General features: G+C 69.7%; 12 protein-coding genes. 6 read left to right on the top strand and 6 right to left on the bottom strand.

From position 1 onward, the window contains the following. Positions 1 to 14: 14 nt before the first annotated feature. Positions 15 to 380, bottom strand: a complete 366-nt coding sequence (locus QFZ76_RS23825) for a toxin-antitoxin system YwqK family antitoxin (RefSeq protein ID WP_307675659.1) — start codon at positions 378 to 380, stop codon at positions 15 to 17. Next, positions 380 to 3,046, bottom strand: a complete 2,667-nt coding sequence (locus QFZ76_RS23820) for a YwqJ-related putative deaminase (RefSeq protein ID WP_307675658.1) — start codon at positions 3,044 to 3,046, stop codon at positions 380 to 382. The genes QFZ76_RS23825 and QFZ76_RS23820 overlap by 1 nt, the downstream gene beginning before the upstream one ends. A gap of 326 nt (positions 3,047 to 3,372) precedes the next feature. Here QFZ76_RS23820 and QFZ76_RS23815 point away from each other — a divergent pair, with 326 nt between their 5' ends. The 3 genes from QFZ76_RS23815 to QFZ76_RS23805 all read left to right on the top strand — a co-directional run bounded on the left by QFZ76_RS23815 (position 3,373) and on the right by QFZ76_RS23805 (position 8,714). Then, positions 3,373 to 6,507, top strand: coding sequence for a sacsin N-terminal ATP-binding-like domain-containing protein (locus QFZ76_RS23815; protein ID WP_307675657.1), 3,135 nt, complete (start codon positions 3,373 to 3,375; stop codon positions 6,505 to 6,507). A 286-nt stretch (positions 6,508 to 6,793) separates the two neighbouring features. Next, on the top strand, positions 6,794 to 7,666 hold the full coding sequence (locus QFZ76_RS23810) for a calcium-binding protein (protein ID WP_307675656.1): 873 nt from the start codon (positions 6,794 to 6,796) through the stop codon (positions 7,664 to 7,666). Positions 7,667 to 7,862: 196 nt separating this feature from the next. Further along, positions 7,863 to 8,714, top strand: a complete 852-nt coding sequence (locus QFZ76_RS23805) for a hypothetical protein (RefSeq protein WP_307675655.1) — start codon at positions 7,863 to 7,865, stop codon at positions 8,712 to 8,714. A 12-nt stretch (positions 8,715 to 8,726) separates the two neighbouring features. Here the strand turns inward: QFZ76_RS23805 and QFZ76_RS23800 are convergent, their stop codons facing one another. Further along, positions 8,727 to 11,126, bottom strand: coding sequence for an HAD-IC family P-type ATPase (locus tag QFZ76_RS23800; RefSeq protein ID WP_307675654.1), 2,400 nt, complete (start codon positions 11,124 to 11,126; stop codon positions 8,727 to 8,729). 248 nt (positions 11,127 to 11,374) lie between these two features. Further along, on the bottom strand, positions 11,375 to 11,641 hold the full coding sequence (locus QFZ76_RS23795; protein WP_307675653.1) for a DUF2530 domain-containing protein: 267 nt from the start codon (positions 11,639 to 11,641) through the stop codon (positions 11,375 to 11,377). Positions 11,642 to 11,764: 123 nt separating this feature from the next. On the opposite strand from QFZ76_RS23795, the gene QFZ76_RS23790 reads away from it, so the two are divergent. After that, on the top strand, positions 11,765 to 13,216 hold the full coding sequence (locus QFZ76_RS23790; protein WP_307675652.1) for an NCS2 family permease: 1,452 nt from the start codon (positions 11,765 to 11,767) through the stop codon (positions 13,214 to 13,216). 76 nt (positions 13,217 to 13,292) lie between these two features. Here the strand turns inward: QFZ76_RS23790 and QFZ76_RS23785 are convergent, their stop codons facing one another. Next, positions 13,293 to 13,481 carry a ribbon-helix-helix protein, CopG family gene (locus tag QFZ76_RS23785; protein ID WP_307675651.1) on the bottom strand — a complete coding sequence of 63 codons (189 nt, stop codon included), beginning with the start codon at positions 13,479 to 13,481 and terminating at the stop codon, positions 13,293 to 13,295. 145 nt (positions 13,482 to 13,626) lie between these two features. On the opposite strand from QFZ76_RS23785, the gene QFZ76_RS23780 reads away from it, so the two are divergent. Together QFZ76_RS23780 and QFZ76_RS23775 are read left to right on the top strand one after the other, a co-directional pair. Further along, complete coding sequence (locus tag QFZ76_RS23780) at positions 13,627 to 14,064, top strand: MarR family winged helix-turn-helix transcriptional regulator (protein WP_266437704.1); 438 nt, start codon at positions 13,627 to 13,629, stop codon at positions 14,062 to 14,064. Between the two features lie 25 nt (positions 14,065 to 14,089). Continuing rightward, positions 14,090 to 15,439: an MFS transporter gene (locus QFZ76_RS23775; protein ID WP_373464344.1), complete on the top strand. Its 1,350-nt coding sequence runs from the start codon at positions 14,090 to 14,092 to the stop codon at positions 15,437 to 15,439. A gap of 45 nt (positions 15,440 to 15,484) precedes the next feature. Here the strand turns inward: QFZ76_RS23775 and QFZ76_RS23770 are convergent, their stop codons facing one another. Continuing rightward, positions 15,485 to 16,009 carry a GNAT family N-acetyltransferase gene (locus QFZ76_RS23770; protein ID WP_307675650.1) on the bottom strand — a complete coding sequence of 175 codons (525 nt, stop codon included), beginning with the start codon at positions 16,007 to 16,009 and terminating at the stop codon, positions 15,485 to 15,487. Positions 16,010 to 16,025: the final 16 nt, after the last annotated feature.

Below are 16,025 nucleotides of genomic sequence, written 5' to 3'. Positions count from 1 at the left end.
ACCAGTTCCGGCCATCAGCCGCGCTCCGTGTGCCACTCCTTCGTCAGGCTGCCCTCCTCGTCCCACTCGAACTGCGCCAGCTGCCGCAGTCCGTTGTCGCTCATGATGGTTCGTGCCGCGAGTCTGCCGTTCGGATGCCATCGTTGGAACTCGCCAGCAGGAAACCCGTCACGCATGACCCCCTCCGACCTGAGAGTGCCATCCGTGTACCACTCGCGGACGGGGCCGTCTTCAACACCCTCCTTGTATGTGATGAGGCTGACGAGAGCGCCACGCTGGTATTCGACGGCTTCTCCAGTGAAAGGGATTCCCTGATAATAGAGACGCTCTCCGTCGTCCATCGTGACGCCTGGGTCATCGATGTCAATTCGTTGATTCATCAGGGAATCCAGTTCTCCGCTACGGGTGGGTCCTTCAGGTATCGCCCATGGCTACTGGGCATACCGTCCAGCATATGATTGCAGTTGCCGCAGAAGGGCGCGGGCCGAGGGCGCACTCCTGTCTCCAGGTGAGGCAGGAATGGAAATTGCACTGACGCTTGCATCTCGCGCAAGGCGGCAGCGTCGTCCGGGAGCCCGAGTTCCCGGCGTGCCCACAGGAGCTCGTTCGTTGCCTTGATCTCGGCGTGAGCAAGGATCGGCGCGCGGTGCGGTGGCGCGTCTGCGATCTGCTCGTAGCGTTCCAACAGCGTCGGGTGCAGACGCTCCATCGGGATCAGCCCAGCCGCATCCTTGGGTCCGTTGATTCCCTCGACCACTCGACCGGTGCGCAGGTCGACTACCGATCCAGCACACGCTCCCACCTGGGCGCGAGGGAAGGTACCAGCTTCCTTCGCCTCCAGATACGTCAAAGCGCGGTGATGAGAAAGTTGGTCCAGGAATTCGGTAACTGGTCGCCCGTCAACGTGGGAAATGAGCCCGTCTTCTGTGCGCCGCACTCGGTTCTCCGGCAAATCACCAAGGATCTTTTCACCAGGCCCAGGGGGTGGCAGGGGGTTGTCGTCGAGCCGTAGGTCATCGAGATTCGAGGGGCCCTCCAAGTCATGCGAGGAAGGTGCGTCGTGTCCGATTTCGTTGTGCGCTCCGTCGTCCGTGTGGCTGCCTTGGGGCGCTCCCTCGTCGGCGGAACCGCCGGCCGATTCGTGGCTGCCACCGTGGTGGACACCGTCGTCAGCGTGACTGTTCGGCGTTGTGCCGTCGTCAGCGTGTGACGGCGATGGGTCTCGCGGTCCGCTCGGCGGTTCGTGGCTCGCAGAGGGCCCTCTGCTGAGCTCGTCAGCTCGGCCGCCCGGGAGATGGTCCGCCGTGCCCCCGGGGAGGTGGCCGGCTGCGCTTCCGCCCGGCAGGTCGCCCGCGTGTCCGCCGGGCACTCCGTCGCCTCCGGCGTGCACTGCCGGGACGCTGTCTCCACCTGCGCGCACCGCCGCGTTGTCGGGCACGCGGCCGATGTCGCCGAGGTTGTTGCCCACGCTGCCACCCAGCCGCACCGGCTGGCCGGCTTGGTCGGCGGTGTGGGTGGCCGCGCCGACCGGGGCGGGTTCCTTCACCGGGGAGTCCACGCGGGGCACGTCCGCACCTTCAGCCGGGGTGCCGGAGGCGGGCCTGTCGACGACGTCGGTCGGCGCGCTGTCGACGTTGTCGATCACGTTGCCGTGCTGGTCGAGGAGGTTGCCGTCGCCGTCCATGTAGTGGGCCGGGGAGCCCTCCACGCTGGGGAGTTTTGTCGTGCCCGGGGGGAGGGCCATGGTGTCGTGCGGGAGTTTGATGTTGCCGTCGGGGAGCCGGGTCGCGCCCTCCGGGATGGCGGCGCCCTCGGGCAGGTTCACCGTGCCGTCGGGGAGCTTGACCGCGCCCTCGGGGAGAGTGAACGCGTTCTCAGGGAGGGCGGGTACGTCGATGTTGCCGACGCCCTTCAGGGCTGCGCTGATGTCGCCGATCTTCGACAGTCCCGCGCCCGCGCCCTTGGCGATGTAGGTCATCGGGTCGATGAAGTGGCCCGCCTTGCCCGCCGCCGACAGCACCTTCGCCGCCGCGCCCGCCTTGCCCGCGCCCGACACACCGGCGCCCGCGCCACCCGTGAAGACGGTCGTCACCACGTTGAAGGTGACCGCTCCGGCCGCGCGGGCGGGGTTCTTGCCCCACTCGTCCCACGCCAGCAGGGCTTTGCCGGTCTCCTTCATCGCGGTGCGTGAATCGCGGATGGCAGGGGGGAGTTTGTCCTCGGGGAGCAGCCAGAACGCGGTGCCGAGGATCGGGTTCATGGTGAGGGCCAGGCCGGCACCGAGCTGGGCCAACCCCTTCCAGGCCTGGCCCATCGCGTCCCAGCCGCCGAAGCCGACCAGCGTGCCCAGACCCTTGAGGGTGCCCCAGACGCCGTCGATGATCAGGCCGTCCCAGACGAAGGACTTCACCCAGTGGCCGACCTCGTACCAGTGATGCTTCTCCTCCACCGGGTCACCCCACGGCACCTTGGCGTTCTTCATGTCCTCGGCCGCGAAACCGTACTGGTCCTTGCGCTCCGAGCCGTCACCGGCGACCACCTGCGTGCCGCCCCACAACGCGGTGATCTTGTTGTGGGCGGTCCGCTCCGCCGCCCAGAACGCCGCCACCGTCGCGGTGATCTCGTCCCGGAGCTGGTTGTGCTCCTCGACCTTGTCCCCGTCGTACTCCCACTCGTCGTCGTCCTTGACCGACGAGACGAACGTCGTGGCCCGGGCCTTCAGTTGCTCCAGCTTGTCGACGAGAGGCCGGATCTCCGTCGCGTACGACGACAGCGCGCCCGACACCGTCTCGAGGTCGTCGGCGAACGCGTCCGCCCGGTCCTTGACCGGCTTCGTCGTCGCGAAGAGCTGCTCCGCCTCCGGAGCCGTGTAATACGCCGACAAGCCCTGGAACTGGGAGTGGACGTCCCCGCCCGTCTTGCGGACGTTGCCCGCGTCCTTCCTCAGGTCCGCGTGGTCGATCTCCAGCTGGTCCAGGTTGCCCGTGTACTGCGGTATCTCCCCCGGCTTGAGCACGCCGCCCCACGCCCCCCACTGCTCCCACATGTCACCGACCCGATCATCTGTATCAATCGCCGCGTTGCATCCGCAATGCGGTTCTGGCCAAAGGTCGGGGTGCTGATCGGGGGCCGTTCGCTTCTTGCACCCTCCCATTGCCGGGCCGCGTTGATGACGGGCCGTCGCTTCCTGCGGCAGGATGTGAACGCGCAGGTCGGCGATGGGAGGAGCGGGACGGAACCGCCCGTCGCCGGGTCTGGTCCGTTGCCCTTGGACCTGCCCGGTCCGTCGGCGGTGCCGGTGCGACCGGGCAGGATGCGCGGCACCGTCCTCCGAGCGGTACCTTCATCGTCACGCCGATGAGGAGAGTCAACGTGAGTAAGTTCGTGCGGCCCGCGGCCGAGGGCGCCGACCCCTTCGGGACCGCCCGTCTCAGGCGAGGTGTGCTCGACGCCTGGGCCACCAGTCCCGCTCGCTTCCGCGAGGACGCAAACGCCGAGGAGGATCTGGTTCTCGGCGGGTATCGGGACCGGCTCGTCGTGGAGCTCGCTCAGAATGCCGCCGATGCGGCGGCGAGGGCGGGCGTGCCCGGGCGGTTGCGGCTCACTCTTCGTGGTGGGGCCCTCGTCGCCGCCAACACCGGCGCCCCCCTCGACGCGGCCGGTGTCGAGTCGCTCGCCACGCTTCGGGCCTCCGCGAAACGGGACACGCCCTCCATCGGCCGTTTCGGTGTCGGGTTCGCCGCCGTTCTGTCCGTCACCGACGAGCCCGCGGTCGTCGGGCGGCACGGCGGTGTCCGGTGGTCCCTCGTCGAGGCCCGGGAGCTTGCCGGTGACATCGCCCGGCACAGTCCGGGGCTGGGGGACGAGATCCGTCGGCGTGACGGGCATGTGCCGCTGCTGCGGCTCCCGTTCGCCGCCGAGGGCACCGCGCCCGACCCGTACGACACGGCCGTCATCCTGCCGCTGCGCGACCCGGCCGCCGCCGATCTCGCCGGACGGCTGCTGGCCGACGTGGACGACGCCCTGCTCCTCGCCCTGCCGGGGCTGGAGGAGGTCGTCATCGAGGTCGACGGGGACGACCCGCGGACGCTGCGGCGCCGGACCGACGGCGACTTCACCGTCGTAGAGGACTCGCGGGACGGTACGACCCGGTGGCGTACGGCCGTCGCGTACGGGGCGCTCACGCCCGACCTGCTCGCCGACCGGCCCGTCGAGGAACGGCTGCGACCGCACTGGTCCGTCACCTGGGCCGTGCCGGTCGACGAAGACGGCACGCCTGCCCGGCCCCGCACCACCCCCTTCGTGCACGCACCCACCCCCAGCGACGAGCCCCTCGGCGTCCCCGCCCTGCTCATCGCGTCCCTCCCGCTGGACACCACCCGCCGGCACGCGGCCCCGGGCCCGCTGACCGACTTCCTCGTGCAGCGCGCGGCCGACGCGTACGCCGGACTCCTCGCCGACTGGCGCCCGGTGACCGCCGGCATCATCGACCTCGTGCCCGGCCCGCTGGGCAAGGGCGAGCTGGACGGGGCGCTGCGGCAGGCGATCCTGGAGCGGCTGCCGCGGACCTCCTTCCTGCCGCCGGCTGTGGAGCCTTCCAAGGACCCCGAGGCCTCCGATGACGATGAGCTGCCCGAGTCCCTCCGTCCCCGCGACGCCGAGATCGTCGAAGGCGCCGGTTCGGAGACCGTCCAGGTGCTCGCCGAGGTGCTGCCCACGCTCCTTCCCGCCGGGCTCGAACGGCGCGTCGAGCTGCGGACGTTGGGGGTCGCAAGGGTTCCGCTGACCGACGCCGTGGACCGGCTGGCCGGGCTGGAGAAGGAGCCGGAGTGGTGGCGGCGGCTGTACGACAGCCTCGCCGGGGTCGATCCGGACCGGCTGTCCGGGCTGCCCGTGCCGCTCGCCGACGGGCGGACCACCATCGGGCCCCGGCAGGTGCTGCTGCCCACCGCCGACGCCACCCGGATCGACCCCGAGGTCCTCGCCCGGCTCGGCCTCAAGGTCGCCCACCCGGACGCCGCGCACCCCCTGCTGGAGAAGCTCGGCGCCCTCCCGGCCACCGCCCGGGCCGTACTCACGACCCCGCAGGTCCGGGCCGCCGTGGCCGCCTCCATGGACGACGAGGGCGCACTGGACTGGGAGCAGGACGCGCCCGACGCCGAGGAGCTGGCCGACACCGTTCTCGCACTGGTCCGGGACGCGGGCCTGGAACCCGGCGACGAGCCCTGGCTCGGTGCCCTCGCGCTGCCCGACGAGGACGGGGAACTCACCCCGGCGGGCGAACTCGTTCTGCCCGGCAGCCCCTTCCACCAGGTCATGCGCGAGGACGAGCTGGCCTCCGTCGACCCCGAGCTGGCCGACAGGTGGGGCGAGCAGCCGCTGGCCGCGTGTGGCGTCCTCGCCAACTTCGCGCTGGTCCGCGCCACCGACGTCGTCCTCGACCCGGACGAACTGGAGCCCCGCGACAGCGACTTCGCCGAGCCGGACGACGTCGGCCTGCTCGACGCGGTCGACGTGTGGTGCGAGGACATCCTCGACCGCTTCCCGGACACCCCCGTACCGCCCGTGGCCACCGAGCTGGTCGCCGTCCGCGACCTGGACCTGGTGGACGACGACAAGTGGCCTCAGGCTCTCGCCCTGTTGGCGAAACCGCCGCTGCGTGACGCGATCACCCAGCAGGTGCGCATGCTGCTGCCCGACGGCACGCACGAGGCCGTACGGCCTTACACCGCATGGTGGTTGCGCGGGCACCCGGTGCTCGACGGCCGCCGCCCCGCCGGACTGCTGGCCGCCGGCGGCGACCCGCTCCTGCGCGGGCTGTACGACGAGGCCGACGCGACCGGGTTCGACGACGAGCAGGTGCTGCGGGCGCTGGGCGTACGGACGTCCGTGGCCGCGCTGCTCGACGAGCCGGGCGGCGCCGCGGAGCTGCTGGACCGGCTCGCCGACCCCGACCGGGAGGTCACCGGCACCCAACTGCACGCCCTCTACAGCGCGTTGGCCGATCTGGACCCCGAGCAGGTGACCCTGCCGGACGAGCTGCGGGCCGTCGTCGACGGGCGGGTCGAGGTGGTGGACGCGGCCGAGGCGGTGGTCGTCGACTCACCCGACCTGCTGCCCTTCACCGCAGGCGTCCCGCTGCTGCCCGTACGGCCCGCCCGGGCCGCCGAGCTGGCCGAGCTGTTCCAGGTGCGGCGGCTGAGCGAGTCCGTCACCGGAGGAGTCGACTCCGAGGGCACCGAACACGACGTACCGGAGCCGGTGCGGCTGCTGCTGGGGGCGCGGACCCCTTCGACGTACGTCGAGCACGAGGAACTCTTCGTCGACGGCGTGGAGATCGACTGGCGCCTGACGAACGACGGCACCCTGCACGCCGCGACCCTGGAGGGCGTCGCCGCGGGCCTCGCCTGGGCGGCGGGGCAGTGGCCCCGGCGGTTCGAGGTGGCGGCATTGATGGAGGATCCGTCGCGGACGGGGGAGTTGGCGCGGGATCGCTGGTTCGACTGATGCGGTGACATGACTCCAGGGGTCGTCCTGCCGTCCTGCCGGACGGCCCCTGCTCCGGTCAACTGCTGGAAGCGCTCGGCGTCCTCCTGTTTCAGCGGGTTCGGCCCCCCGAGAGGCCTTCTCTCGACGACCCGTCAGGAAATCTCCATTACCTCGTACAACCATTCACATGCGTCGCGGATCCCACCACATGAGCCAACAGGCTCCACCATCACTTGGGCCCCGTGCGACGACGAGCCGTAGGTAACGACCACTGCCGGGGCCCCTTTCTCCACGTGGGGAACACATGCGCATTCGTGCCACCGTGGCCGCCGTCACCGGCGCCCTGGCCCTGTCCGCCCTCGTCGCGCCGGCCGCCCAGGCCGACGCTCAAGGCACCGCGAGCGTCGACAAGCCGAGCGCCGCCGAGCGTTTCGGCGCGTCCTCGACCAAGTCCACGTTCGGCGGGTCGGTCACCGCCGAGGCCCTGCCCGTCGTGTCCAAAGTGACGGTCAACTCCGGCAAGGACCTCGTCCTGGGCACCACGGCCGTCAAGACCTTCACGGTGTCGTTGACCGCCAGCCACGCCACCGGTGTCGAGGACGCGTACATCGACCTCTGGCACGGCACCGACGTCGAGAGTGACATCGACGGCCTGCTGCTGCCGAACGAGGACGCCGCCACCTGCACCGCGTCCAGCGCGACCACGTCCACCTGCAAGCTGACCATCACTGCGACGCCGGGCATATACGGCGACCTGTACAAGAACGCGCTGGCCGGCACCTGGCACGTCACCGCCGCCGTCCTCGCGGGCGACGGCAGCGTCTACGGGAACGACTTCTACAAGACCCACAAGGTCAAGCGCGCCGCGAAGGTGACCGTCAACGCCGCGCCGGAGCCGGTGAAGAAGGGCAAGACCATCACGGTCACCGGCAAGCTGAGCCGCGCCAACTGGGAGACCGGCGTGTACGCGGGCTACTCCACCCAGAAGGTGGTGCTGCAGTTCCGTAAGAAGAGCGCGACCACCTACACGAACGTGAAGGGCATCACGACGAGCACGACGGGCGCCCTGAAGACCACGACGACGGCCAAGGTCGACGGTTACTACCGCTTCACCTTCGCGGGCACCGGCACCACCGGGACGGCCACCGCCGCCGGTGACTACGTCGACGTGAAGTAAGCGCGCCGACAGCACAGGTACTGCCGCCGACTCCCGGGTTTCCGGGGGTCGGCGTTCCGTTTCCCCATGCGGGTCCCAAACATTGCCTATGTGCCGACAAAATCCGGATCCGTCCGTACAACCCACCCCACCGGTCGCGAATCTGATCACGTGAGTCAACAGACTCCTAGATCACTTCTCCCCCTGGGGAACGCACATGCGCATTCGTGCCACCGTGGCCGCCGTCACCGGCGCCCTGGCTCTCTCCGCTCTCGTCGTGCCGGCCGCGCAGGCCGCCGACGCCCCGTCCGGCAAGGCGGCCTTCAGCGCCGCCGCCGTCGACGGAACGACGAGCACCGCCGCCACGCTCGACGTCACCTTCTCCAACATGAAGGTGAACAAGGGCAAGAACATCGTCGTCGGCACCACCAACGTCGTCAGCGTCCCGGTGACCTACACACTGACGCACCCTGAGGGCATGGACACCAGCGACGACAACTTCGCCAGCGGCCCGCTCATCTACCGCGGTTCCTCGGTGACCACCGCGAGCAACATGATCATCAGCGACACCCCGGCGACCTGCACCACCGCGTCGACGACCACCCTCAACTGCTCGGGCACCATCTACGTCCGCCCGGCCGAGGAAGAGCTCTACAACTCCGACGCGGGCACCTGGAACGCGGGCGGCCTCGCCGTCACCCAGAACGGCGACCAGAAGATGCAGGGCGGCCTGGGCGCCACCAAGGTCCAGCGCTACTCCACGCTGACGGTGAACGCCGGCCCCGAGCCCGTCTACAAGGGGAAGACCATCACCTCCACGGGCAAGCTGTCCCGCGCCAACTGGGAGGACGGCCACTACCACGGCTACACCAACCAGCCCGTCAAGCTCCAGTTCCGCAAGGCGGGCACCAGCACGTACACCACGGTCAAGACGGTGTACTCGGACTCGTACGGCAACCTGAAGGCCACCGCCACCGCCGCCTACGACGGCTACTGGCGCTTCAGCTTCGCGGGCACCACGACGACTCCGGCGGTCAGCGCCACCGGTGACTACGTCGACGTGAGGTAACCACCCTCGGCGCTATGCCGGGACGCGGCGGTCGACCACCCTCCACAGCACCTCCAGGGCGACCGCCGCCACCGCCGCGATGCCGACCGCGATCCACGGCATCGTCATCCCGACCAGCTTCAGCGCGAAGAACTCCTGCAGCCACGGCACCACCAGCACCAGCAGGAACCCGGCACCCATCGTGGCCACCAGTGCGAGGCGCCACCAGGTGTAGGGGCGGGCGATGATCGCCAGCACCCACATCGAGACCAGGAACAGCGTCAGCGTCGCGGCACTGGTCTCCGCGTCCAGCGCGCCACTGCCCGTGTAGTGGTGCCGGGCGATCAGATACGTCGCGAAGGTCGACGTCGCGGCCACCACCCCGCCCGGGATCGAGTACCGCATCACCCGCCGTACGAAGTTCGGCCTCGCCCGTTCCTTGTTGGGCGCGAGGGCGAGGAAGAAGGCCGGCACGCCGATGGTGAGGGTGGACAGCAGGGTCAGGTGGCGGGGCAGGAAGGGGTACTCGACCTGCCAGCACACCACCAGGATCGCCAGCAGGACGGAGTAGACCGTCTTGACGAGGAAGAGCGTCGCGACCCTCGTGATGTTGCCGATGACCCGTCGGCCCTCCGCGACCACCGAGGGCAGCGTCGCGAAGCTGTTGTTGAGCAGCACGATCTGCGCGACCGCCCGGGTCGCCTCCGACCCCGAGCCCATCGCCACGCCGATGTCGGCGTCCTTCAGGGCCAGTACGTCGTTCACGCCGTCGCCGGTCATCGCGACCGTGTGCCCGTGCGACTGCAGGGCGCCCACCATGTCCCGCTTCTGCTGCGGGGTGACCCGCCCGAACACCGTGCCGTCGTCGAGGGCCGTGGCCATCCCGTCCCGGTCGGTGGGGAGCCGGCGGGCGTCGATCGTGGTTCCGGTCAGCCCGAGCTTGCTCGCCACCGCCCCCACCGACACCGCGTTGTCCCCGGAAATGACCTTGGCGCGGACGTCCTGCTCGGCGAAGTAGCGCAGGGTGTCGGCCGCGTCGGGCCGCAGCCGCTGCTCCAGTACGACGAGGGCGGCGGGCTTGGCTCCTCGCGCGGGTTCGGGGTCGTCCAGTTCACGGGCGGCCCGGGCCAGGAGCAGCACCCGCAGCCCCTGCTCGTTGAGCCGCTCGGTCTCGGCGAGGGCCGGGTCGTCGTCCGCGAGGAGCACGTCCGGGGCGCCGAGCAGCCACGTACTGGACTCCCCGTTCCCCTCGCTGAAGGAGGCGCCGCTGTACTTGCGGGCGGAGGAGAACGGCAGGGACTCGGTGCAGCGCCAGTCCTCGACGTCCGGGTAGGCGTCGATGATCGCCTGGAGGGAGGCGTTGGGGCGCGGGTCGGACTCGCCGAGGGCGCCGAGGACCTTCTCCACGTACGACGCGTCGCTGCCGTCGAGTGCGCGCACCTCGGTGACGTCCATGCCGCCCTCGGTGAGGGTGCCCGTCTTGTCGAGGCAGACCGTGTCGACGCGGGCGAGGCCCTCGATGGCGGGGAGTTCCTGCACCAGGCACTGTTTCCGGCCGAGCCGGATGACGCCGATGGCGAAGGCGACGGAGGTGAGCAGGACGAGCCCCTCCGGGACCATCGGGACGATGCCGCCGACGGTCCGCGCGATGGAGTCCTTGAGGTCGTTGTCCTTGACGAACAACTGGCTGATGATCAGGCCGATCGCGGTCGGGACCATCATCCACGTCACGTACTTGAGGATCGTGGAGATGCCGGAACGCAGCTCGGAGTGGACGAGGGTGAACCGGGAGGCCTCTTCGGCGAGCTGGACGGCGTAGGCCTCGCGGCCGACCTTGGTCGCCTTGAAGGCGCCGCCGCCGGCCACCACGAAGCTCCCGGACATGACCTGGTCCCCCGGCCGCTTCACGACCGGGTCGGCTTCCCCCGTGAGCAGCGACTCGTCGATCTCCAGCCCGTCGGCCTCGACGCACACCCCGTCGACCACGGCCTTGTCGCCGGGGCCGATCTCTATCAGGTCGTCCAGCACGATGTCGCTGGTGGCCACCTCGGCGGCGGTCCCGTCCCGGCGTACGGTCGGCCGGGCCTCCCCGATCACGGCCAGCGAGTCCAGGGTCTTCTTCGCCCGCCACTCCTGGATGATGCCGATGCCCGTGTTGGCGAGGATCACGAACCCGAACAGGCTGTCCTGGATCGGCGCGACGAACAGCATGATCACCCAGAGCACGCCGATGATCGCGTTGAACCGGGTGAAGACGTTCGCACGGACGATCTCGACGGTGGACCGGCTGCTGCGCACCGGCACGTCGTTGACCTGGCCCCGCGCGACCCGCTCCGCGACCTCGGCGGCGGTGAGACCGGTCACCGCGATGTCCGGGACCGTCGTCACCCGCGCAGGATCGAGTTCGGCGGCGCCCGCGTCGATGTGCGTCATGCATTCGACGGTACGTGCGGATTTACGGCTTCACCCGCGGAGTGAGTGAAAGATCCGACCTGGGGAGGAGGGGGACGGGGGTGAGTGATGCCGTGGTACTAGGGGTGCCGGCCCCTCAACGCATGGCGCGGGGCCTCCTCGGCGGCTGCTGCCGGATGTGTCTCACCCCCGCCGCCCCTACCCGTCCCATCCCCCAGGGGCGCCGCCCCTTCGACCCCGCACCAGGGGGCTCCGCCCTCGCCGGGTGTCTACTCCGCGGACGGTGCCTCGACCCCCGTCGCCCTCCTGATCGCCGCGTCCCGCTTGCGGACGTACCAGATGCCGATCAGGCCCAGGCCCGCCCCGGCCAGGCATGTCCAGACCCACCAGGTGTGGCCGTGGTCGTCGAACCAGCCGTAGAAGGGGAGCTGTGCAAGGAAGAGGGCGAACCAGAGGATCGTGCCGCCGATGATGGTGGGGACGATGGGGCCCTCCAGGGGCTCCGGCGCCTCGTGCTTCGGGGTCCACTTCTCCATGGGGGACAGCTTACGAGGCGATCAGGTCTACGCGCGGAGATGGCGTCGATCGGGACATATGTTCATACTGAAACTGTTTTTGTCCGGCCAGTTTTCTTCGTACGAAACACCAAAGGCCCACGCATGCCCACATCGGCCCCCGCCAAGGCCCCCGCGCCCCAGCCGCCGGGCGGTACGCCCGCCCACGGCGCCCTCGACCGCCACTTCCGGATCTCCGAGCGGGGCAGCACGCTGTCCCGGGAGATCCGGGGCGGTTTCGCCACCTTCTTCGCGATGGCCTACATCATCGTGCTGAACCCGATCATCCTCGGCAGCGCGAAGGACATGTACGGGCACCAGCTCGACAACGGACAGCTGGTCACGGCGACGGCGCTGACGGCGGCGTTCACCACCCTCCTCATGGGCGTCATCGGCAACGTCCCGATCGCCCTCGCCGCCGGCCTCGGTGTGAACTCGGTCGTCGCCCTCCAGCTCGCACCCCGGATGTCCTGGCCGGACGCGATGGGCATGGTCGTCCTCGCCGGCTTCATCGTGATGCTCCTCGTGGCCACCGGCCTGCGCGAGCGCGTGATGAACGCCGTGCCCTACGGCCTCCGCAAGGCCATCTCCATCGGCATCGGCCTGTTCATCATGCTGATCGGCCTCGTCGACTCCGGCTTCGTCTCCCGCATCCCGGACGTCGCCCAGACCACCGTCCCCCTCCAGCTCGGCGGCGACGGTCACCTCAACGGCTGGCCGGTACTCGTCTTCGTCCTCGGCACGCTGCTGACCCTGGCCCTCATCGTCCGCAAGGTCTCCGGCGCGATCCTCATCTCGATCGTCACGATGACCGTCCTCGCGATGATCATCAACGCCGTCGCGGACATTCCCTCCTGGGGTCTGACCACGCCCACGTGGCCCGGCAACCCCGTCGCCACCCCCGACTTCGGCCTGATCGGCGAGGTCAGCCTCTTCGGCGGCTTCGCGAAGGTCGGCGTGCTGACCGGCGTCCTCTTCGTCTTCACCGTGCTGCTGTCGTGCTTCTTCGACGCGATGGGCACGATCATGGGCGTCAGCGACGAGGCCAAGCTGACCGACGCCCAGGGCCAGATGCCCGGCATCAACAAGGTCCTGTTCGTCGACGGTCTCGCCGTCGCCGCCGGCGGCGCCAGTTCCTCCTCCGCCACCACCGCCTTCGTGGAGTCCACGGCCGGCGTCGGCGAGGGGGCACGGACCGGCTTCGCGAACGTCGTCACCGGCGGTCTCTTCACCGTGGCGCTCTTCCTCACGCCCATCGCCACGATGGTGCCCTCCCAGGCGGCCACCCCGGCCCTGCTAGCGGTCGGATTCCTGATCCTGGCCGGCTCGGTCAAGGAGATCGACTGGGCCGACCACACCATCGCCATCCCGGCCTTCATCACCATGGTGATGATGCCGTTCACCTACTCGATCACCAACGGCATCGGCATGGGCTTCATCACCTTCGTGGTGCTGCGTCTGGCAGCGGGCCGCGCCAAGGAGATCCCGGCCGCGATGTACGTCGTGGCGGCGGTGTTCGGCTTCTACTACCTGATGCCGGCGCTGGGTCTGACGTAAGCCCGCTCAGCCAAGTCCGCTCAGCCAAGTCCGCTCAGCCAAGTCCGCTCAGCCAAGTCCGCTCAGCCAAGTCCGCTCACGGCACCCCGTAGAACTTTTCCGTCTCCTCGACGGCGGACTGGAACCGCTCGTCGAAGTCGTCGCGAACGAGCGTCCTGACCACGTAGTCCTGGACGCTCATTCCCCTCTTGGCCGCATGGTCCCGGAGCCGCTCGAGCAGTTCCCCGTCCATCCGCAGGCTGAGCACGCTGGTCCCCATGAACACGAGGGTCGCCGGGCCGGGCGGCGCGCGTTCACTTTCCGCTGCCGATTCACTCGTACGGGTGCGGATCGGGTTTCAGTGGTGGGTCTCACGGGAATCTGTGCGCGCGCCAGCTTGTTTAGCGAGAGTAATGAGTTACCCTAAAGACATGCCGGACCTTACCCATGGCGACGACGCTGCCGCCGTGAACTCCCTGCGCTCCGCCGTCATGCGGCTGTCCCGTCGGCTCAAGCACCAACGGGTCGACGAGTCGCTGAGCCCGACCGAGATGTCGGTGCTCGGCACCCTGTCCCTCTGCGGCAAGGCCACCCCGGGCGAACTCGCCCGCAAGGAGCACGTCCAGCCGCCGTCGATGACCCGCATCGTGGCGCTGCTGGAGGCCAAGGGCCTGGTCCGTCTGGAGCCGCACCCCGAGGACCGGCGCCAGAAGGTCGTCACGAAGACCGAGCAGGCCGAGGCGATGCTCGAGGAGAGCCGCCGCAAGCGCAACGCCTTCCTGGCCACCCTGGTCGACGGCCTGAGCGAGGACGAGTGGGCGAAGATCCGCGCCGCCGCCCCCGTACTGGAGAAGCTGGCACACCTGTAAGCAGCGTTCACAAGGAGGCGACCTTTTGAGTTCGGGACCCGGAGCAGACTCCGCCCCCGCACCGACCACCCACGACTCCGCGCCCACCCCCAAGCGCTCGTCCATGTTCAGCTCGCTGAAGGTCAGGAACTACCGGCTGTTCTTCGCCGGCCAGGTCGTGTCCAACATCGGCACCTGGATGCAGCGCATCGCCCAGGACTGGCTGGTCCTCAGCCTCACCGGCTCCGCGACCGCCGTCGGTGTCACGACGGCCCTGCAGTTCCTGCCGATGCTGCTCTTCGGCCTCTACGGCGGCGTCCTCGTCGACCGCCTGCCCAGGCGGCCCACGCTGCTCTTCACGCAGTCCTCGATGGCCCTCACCGGCATCGCGCTCGCCGTCCTCACCCTCTCCGGCCACGTCCAGGTCTGGCACGTCTACCTCGCCGCCTTCGCCGTCGGTCTCGCGACCGTCGTCGACAACCCGGCCCGCCAGTCCTTCGTCTCCGAGATGGTCGGCCCGGACCAGCTGCAGAACGCGGTCAGCCTCAACTCCGCGAACTTCCAGTCGGCCCGCCTCGTCGGGCCCGCCGTGGCCGGCCTGATGATCACCGGTGTCGGCACCGGCTGGGCGTTCCTCTTCAACGGCCTGTCCTTCATCGCGCCCCTCGCGGGCCTGCTGATGATGCGGGCACGTGAGCTGCACGTCGTCGAGCGCGCCCCGCGCGCCAAGGGCCAGCTGCAGGAGGGACTGCAGTACGTCGCCGGGCGCCCGGACCTGATCTGGACCATCGTCCTGGTCGGGTTCGTCAGCACCTTCGGCTTCAACTTCCCCGTCTACCTCTCGGCCTTCGCCGACGACGTCTTCCACGCGGGCGCGGGTTCCTACAGCCTCTTCAACACGCTGATGGCGGTCGGCTCCCTCGCGGGCGCCCTGCTCGCCGCCCGGCGCGGCACGGCCCGGATGCGCGTGCTGGTCGCGGGGGCGGTGGCCTTCGGCGTGATGGAGATCGTGGCCTCGATCGCGCCCTCCCTGTGGCTGTTCGCCCTGCTCATGGCCCCGATCGGCATGTTCGGCATGACGGTCAACGTCACCGCCAACAGCAGCGTCCAGATGAGCACCGATCCGGCCATGCGGGGCCGGGTGATGGCCCTCTACATGATGGTGTTCATGGGCGGCGCCCCGATCGGCGCGCCGATCGCCGGCTGGATCACCGACGCGTACGGCGTCCGGGCGGGCATGGCCGCGGGCGGTGTGGTCTCGGCCGCCGCGGCCCTGACGATCGGCCTGGTCCTGGCCCGCGTCGGCAATCTGCGCCTGTCGATCGGCTGGAACCGCGGCCATCCGCACGTCCGGTTCGTCCCGCGCGAGCGGGAGCAGCTGGCCGCGGCGGCGTGAGGGGAGCCACCGCTCCGCAGTCACCGTTCGCCCGGTCCGGAGGGCCTACACCCTCCGGGCCAGCAGCTGGCCCGGCCAGTTGTTCTCCCCGACCGTGAAGGCCTCGGTGCGGGTGAAGCCGTTGCTCTCGTAATAGCGCACGAGCTTGCCGTCGTCGCCGGCGTAGCAGTCCACCCGCAGCAGTGAGACGCCCGCCCGCCGGGTCTCCTCGACGGCGTGCGCGAGAAGGGCGCTGCCCACGCCGTGCCCCTTGAAGCGGCGGTCGGAGGCGAGCCAGTGGATGTACCGCTCGGGCTCGCCGGGCTGCGGGAGGTGGGACAGATAGGCGCCGGCCGAGTCGGTGAGGGTGAGCGTGGCGGCCGGCACGCCATCGACCTCGGCGATGAACACGTCGCCCTCGTCCATGTACCGGGCAACCGACTCCACGGTCTTCGGGCTCTCCGACAGCGGTTTCGTCCCCCACTGTCCGGTGCGCCCCTGCGAGACCAGCCACTCCACACTGCTGTCGAGCATGCGGAATATCGCGGGGATGTCCTCGGGCCCGCCCTCCCGGATCCTGATGATCTGCATGGCGGCACCCTAGTCT

Origin of the sequence: Streptomyces sp. V4I2 (genome assembly GCF_030817655.1) — a bacterium.
Classification (GTDB): domain Bacteria; phylum Actinomycetota; class Actinomycetes; order Streptomycetales; family Streptomycetaceae; genus Streptomyces; species Streptomyces plumbiresistens.
The sequence above is the reverse complement of the archived record's forward strand: the minus strand, read 5'-3'. Positions and strand labels throughout refer to the sequence as shown.

Bases quoted from the DNA above. Each gene is read 5' to 3' on its own strand.
- QFZ76_RS23770 (WP_307675650.1), bottom strand. From the start codon at position 16,009: ATGCAGATCATCAGGATCCGGGAGGGCGGGCCCGAGGACATCCCCGCG.
- QFZ76_RS23825 (WP_307675659.1), bottom strand. From the start codon at position 380: ATGAATCAACGAATTGACATCGATGACCCAGGCGTCACGATGGACGAC.
- QFZ76_RS23820 (WP_307675658.1), bottom strand. From the start codon at position 3,046: ATGTGGGAGCAGTGGGGGGCGTGGGGCGGCGTGCTCAAGCCGGGGGAG.
- QFZ76_RS23790 (WP_307675652.1), top strand. From the start codon at position 11,765: ATGCCCACATCGGCCCCCGCCAAGGCCCCCGCGCCCCAGCCGCCGGGC.
- QFZ76_RS23805 (WP_307675655.1), top strand. From the start codon at position 7,863: ATGCGCATTCGTGCCACCGTGGCCGCCGTCACCGGCGCCCTGGCTCTC.
- QFZ76_RS23795 (WP_307675653.1), bottom strand. From the start codon at position 11,641: ATGGAGAAGTGGACCCCGAAGCACGAGGCGCCGGAGCCCCTGGAGGGC.
- QFZ76_RS23800 (WP_307675654.1), bottom strand. From the start codon at position 11,126: ATGACGCACATCGACGCGGGCGCCGCCGAACTCGATCCTGCGCGGGTG.
- QFZ76_RS23810 (WP_307675656.1), top strand. From the start codon at position 6,794: ATGCGCATTCGTGCCACCGTGGCCGCCGTCACCGGCGCCCTGGCCCTG.
- QFZ76_RS23780 (WP_266437704.1), top strand. From the start codon at position 13,627: ATGCCGGACCTTACCCATGGCGACGACGCTGCCGCCGTGAACTCCCTG.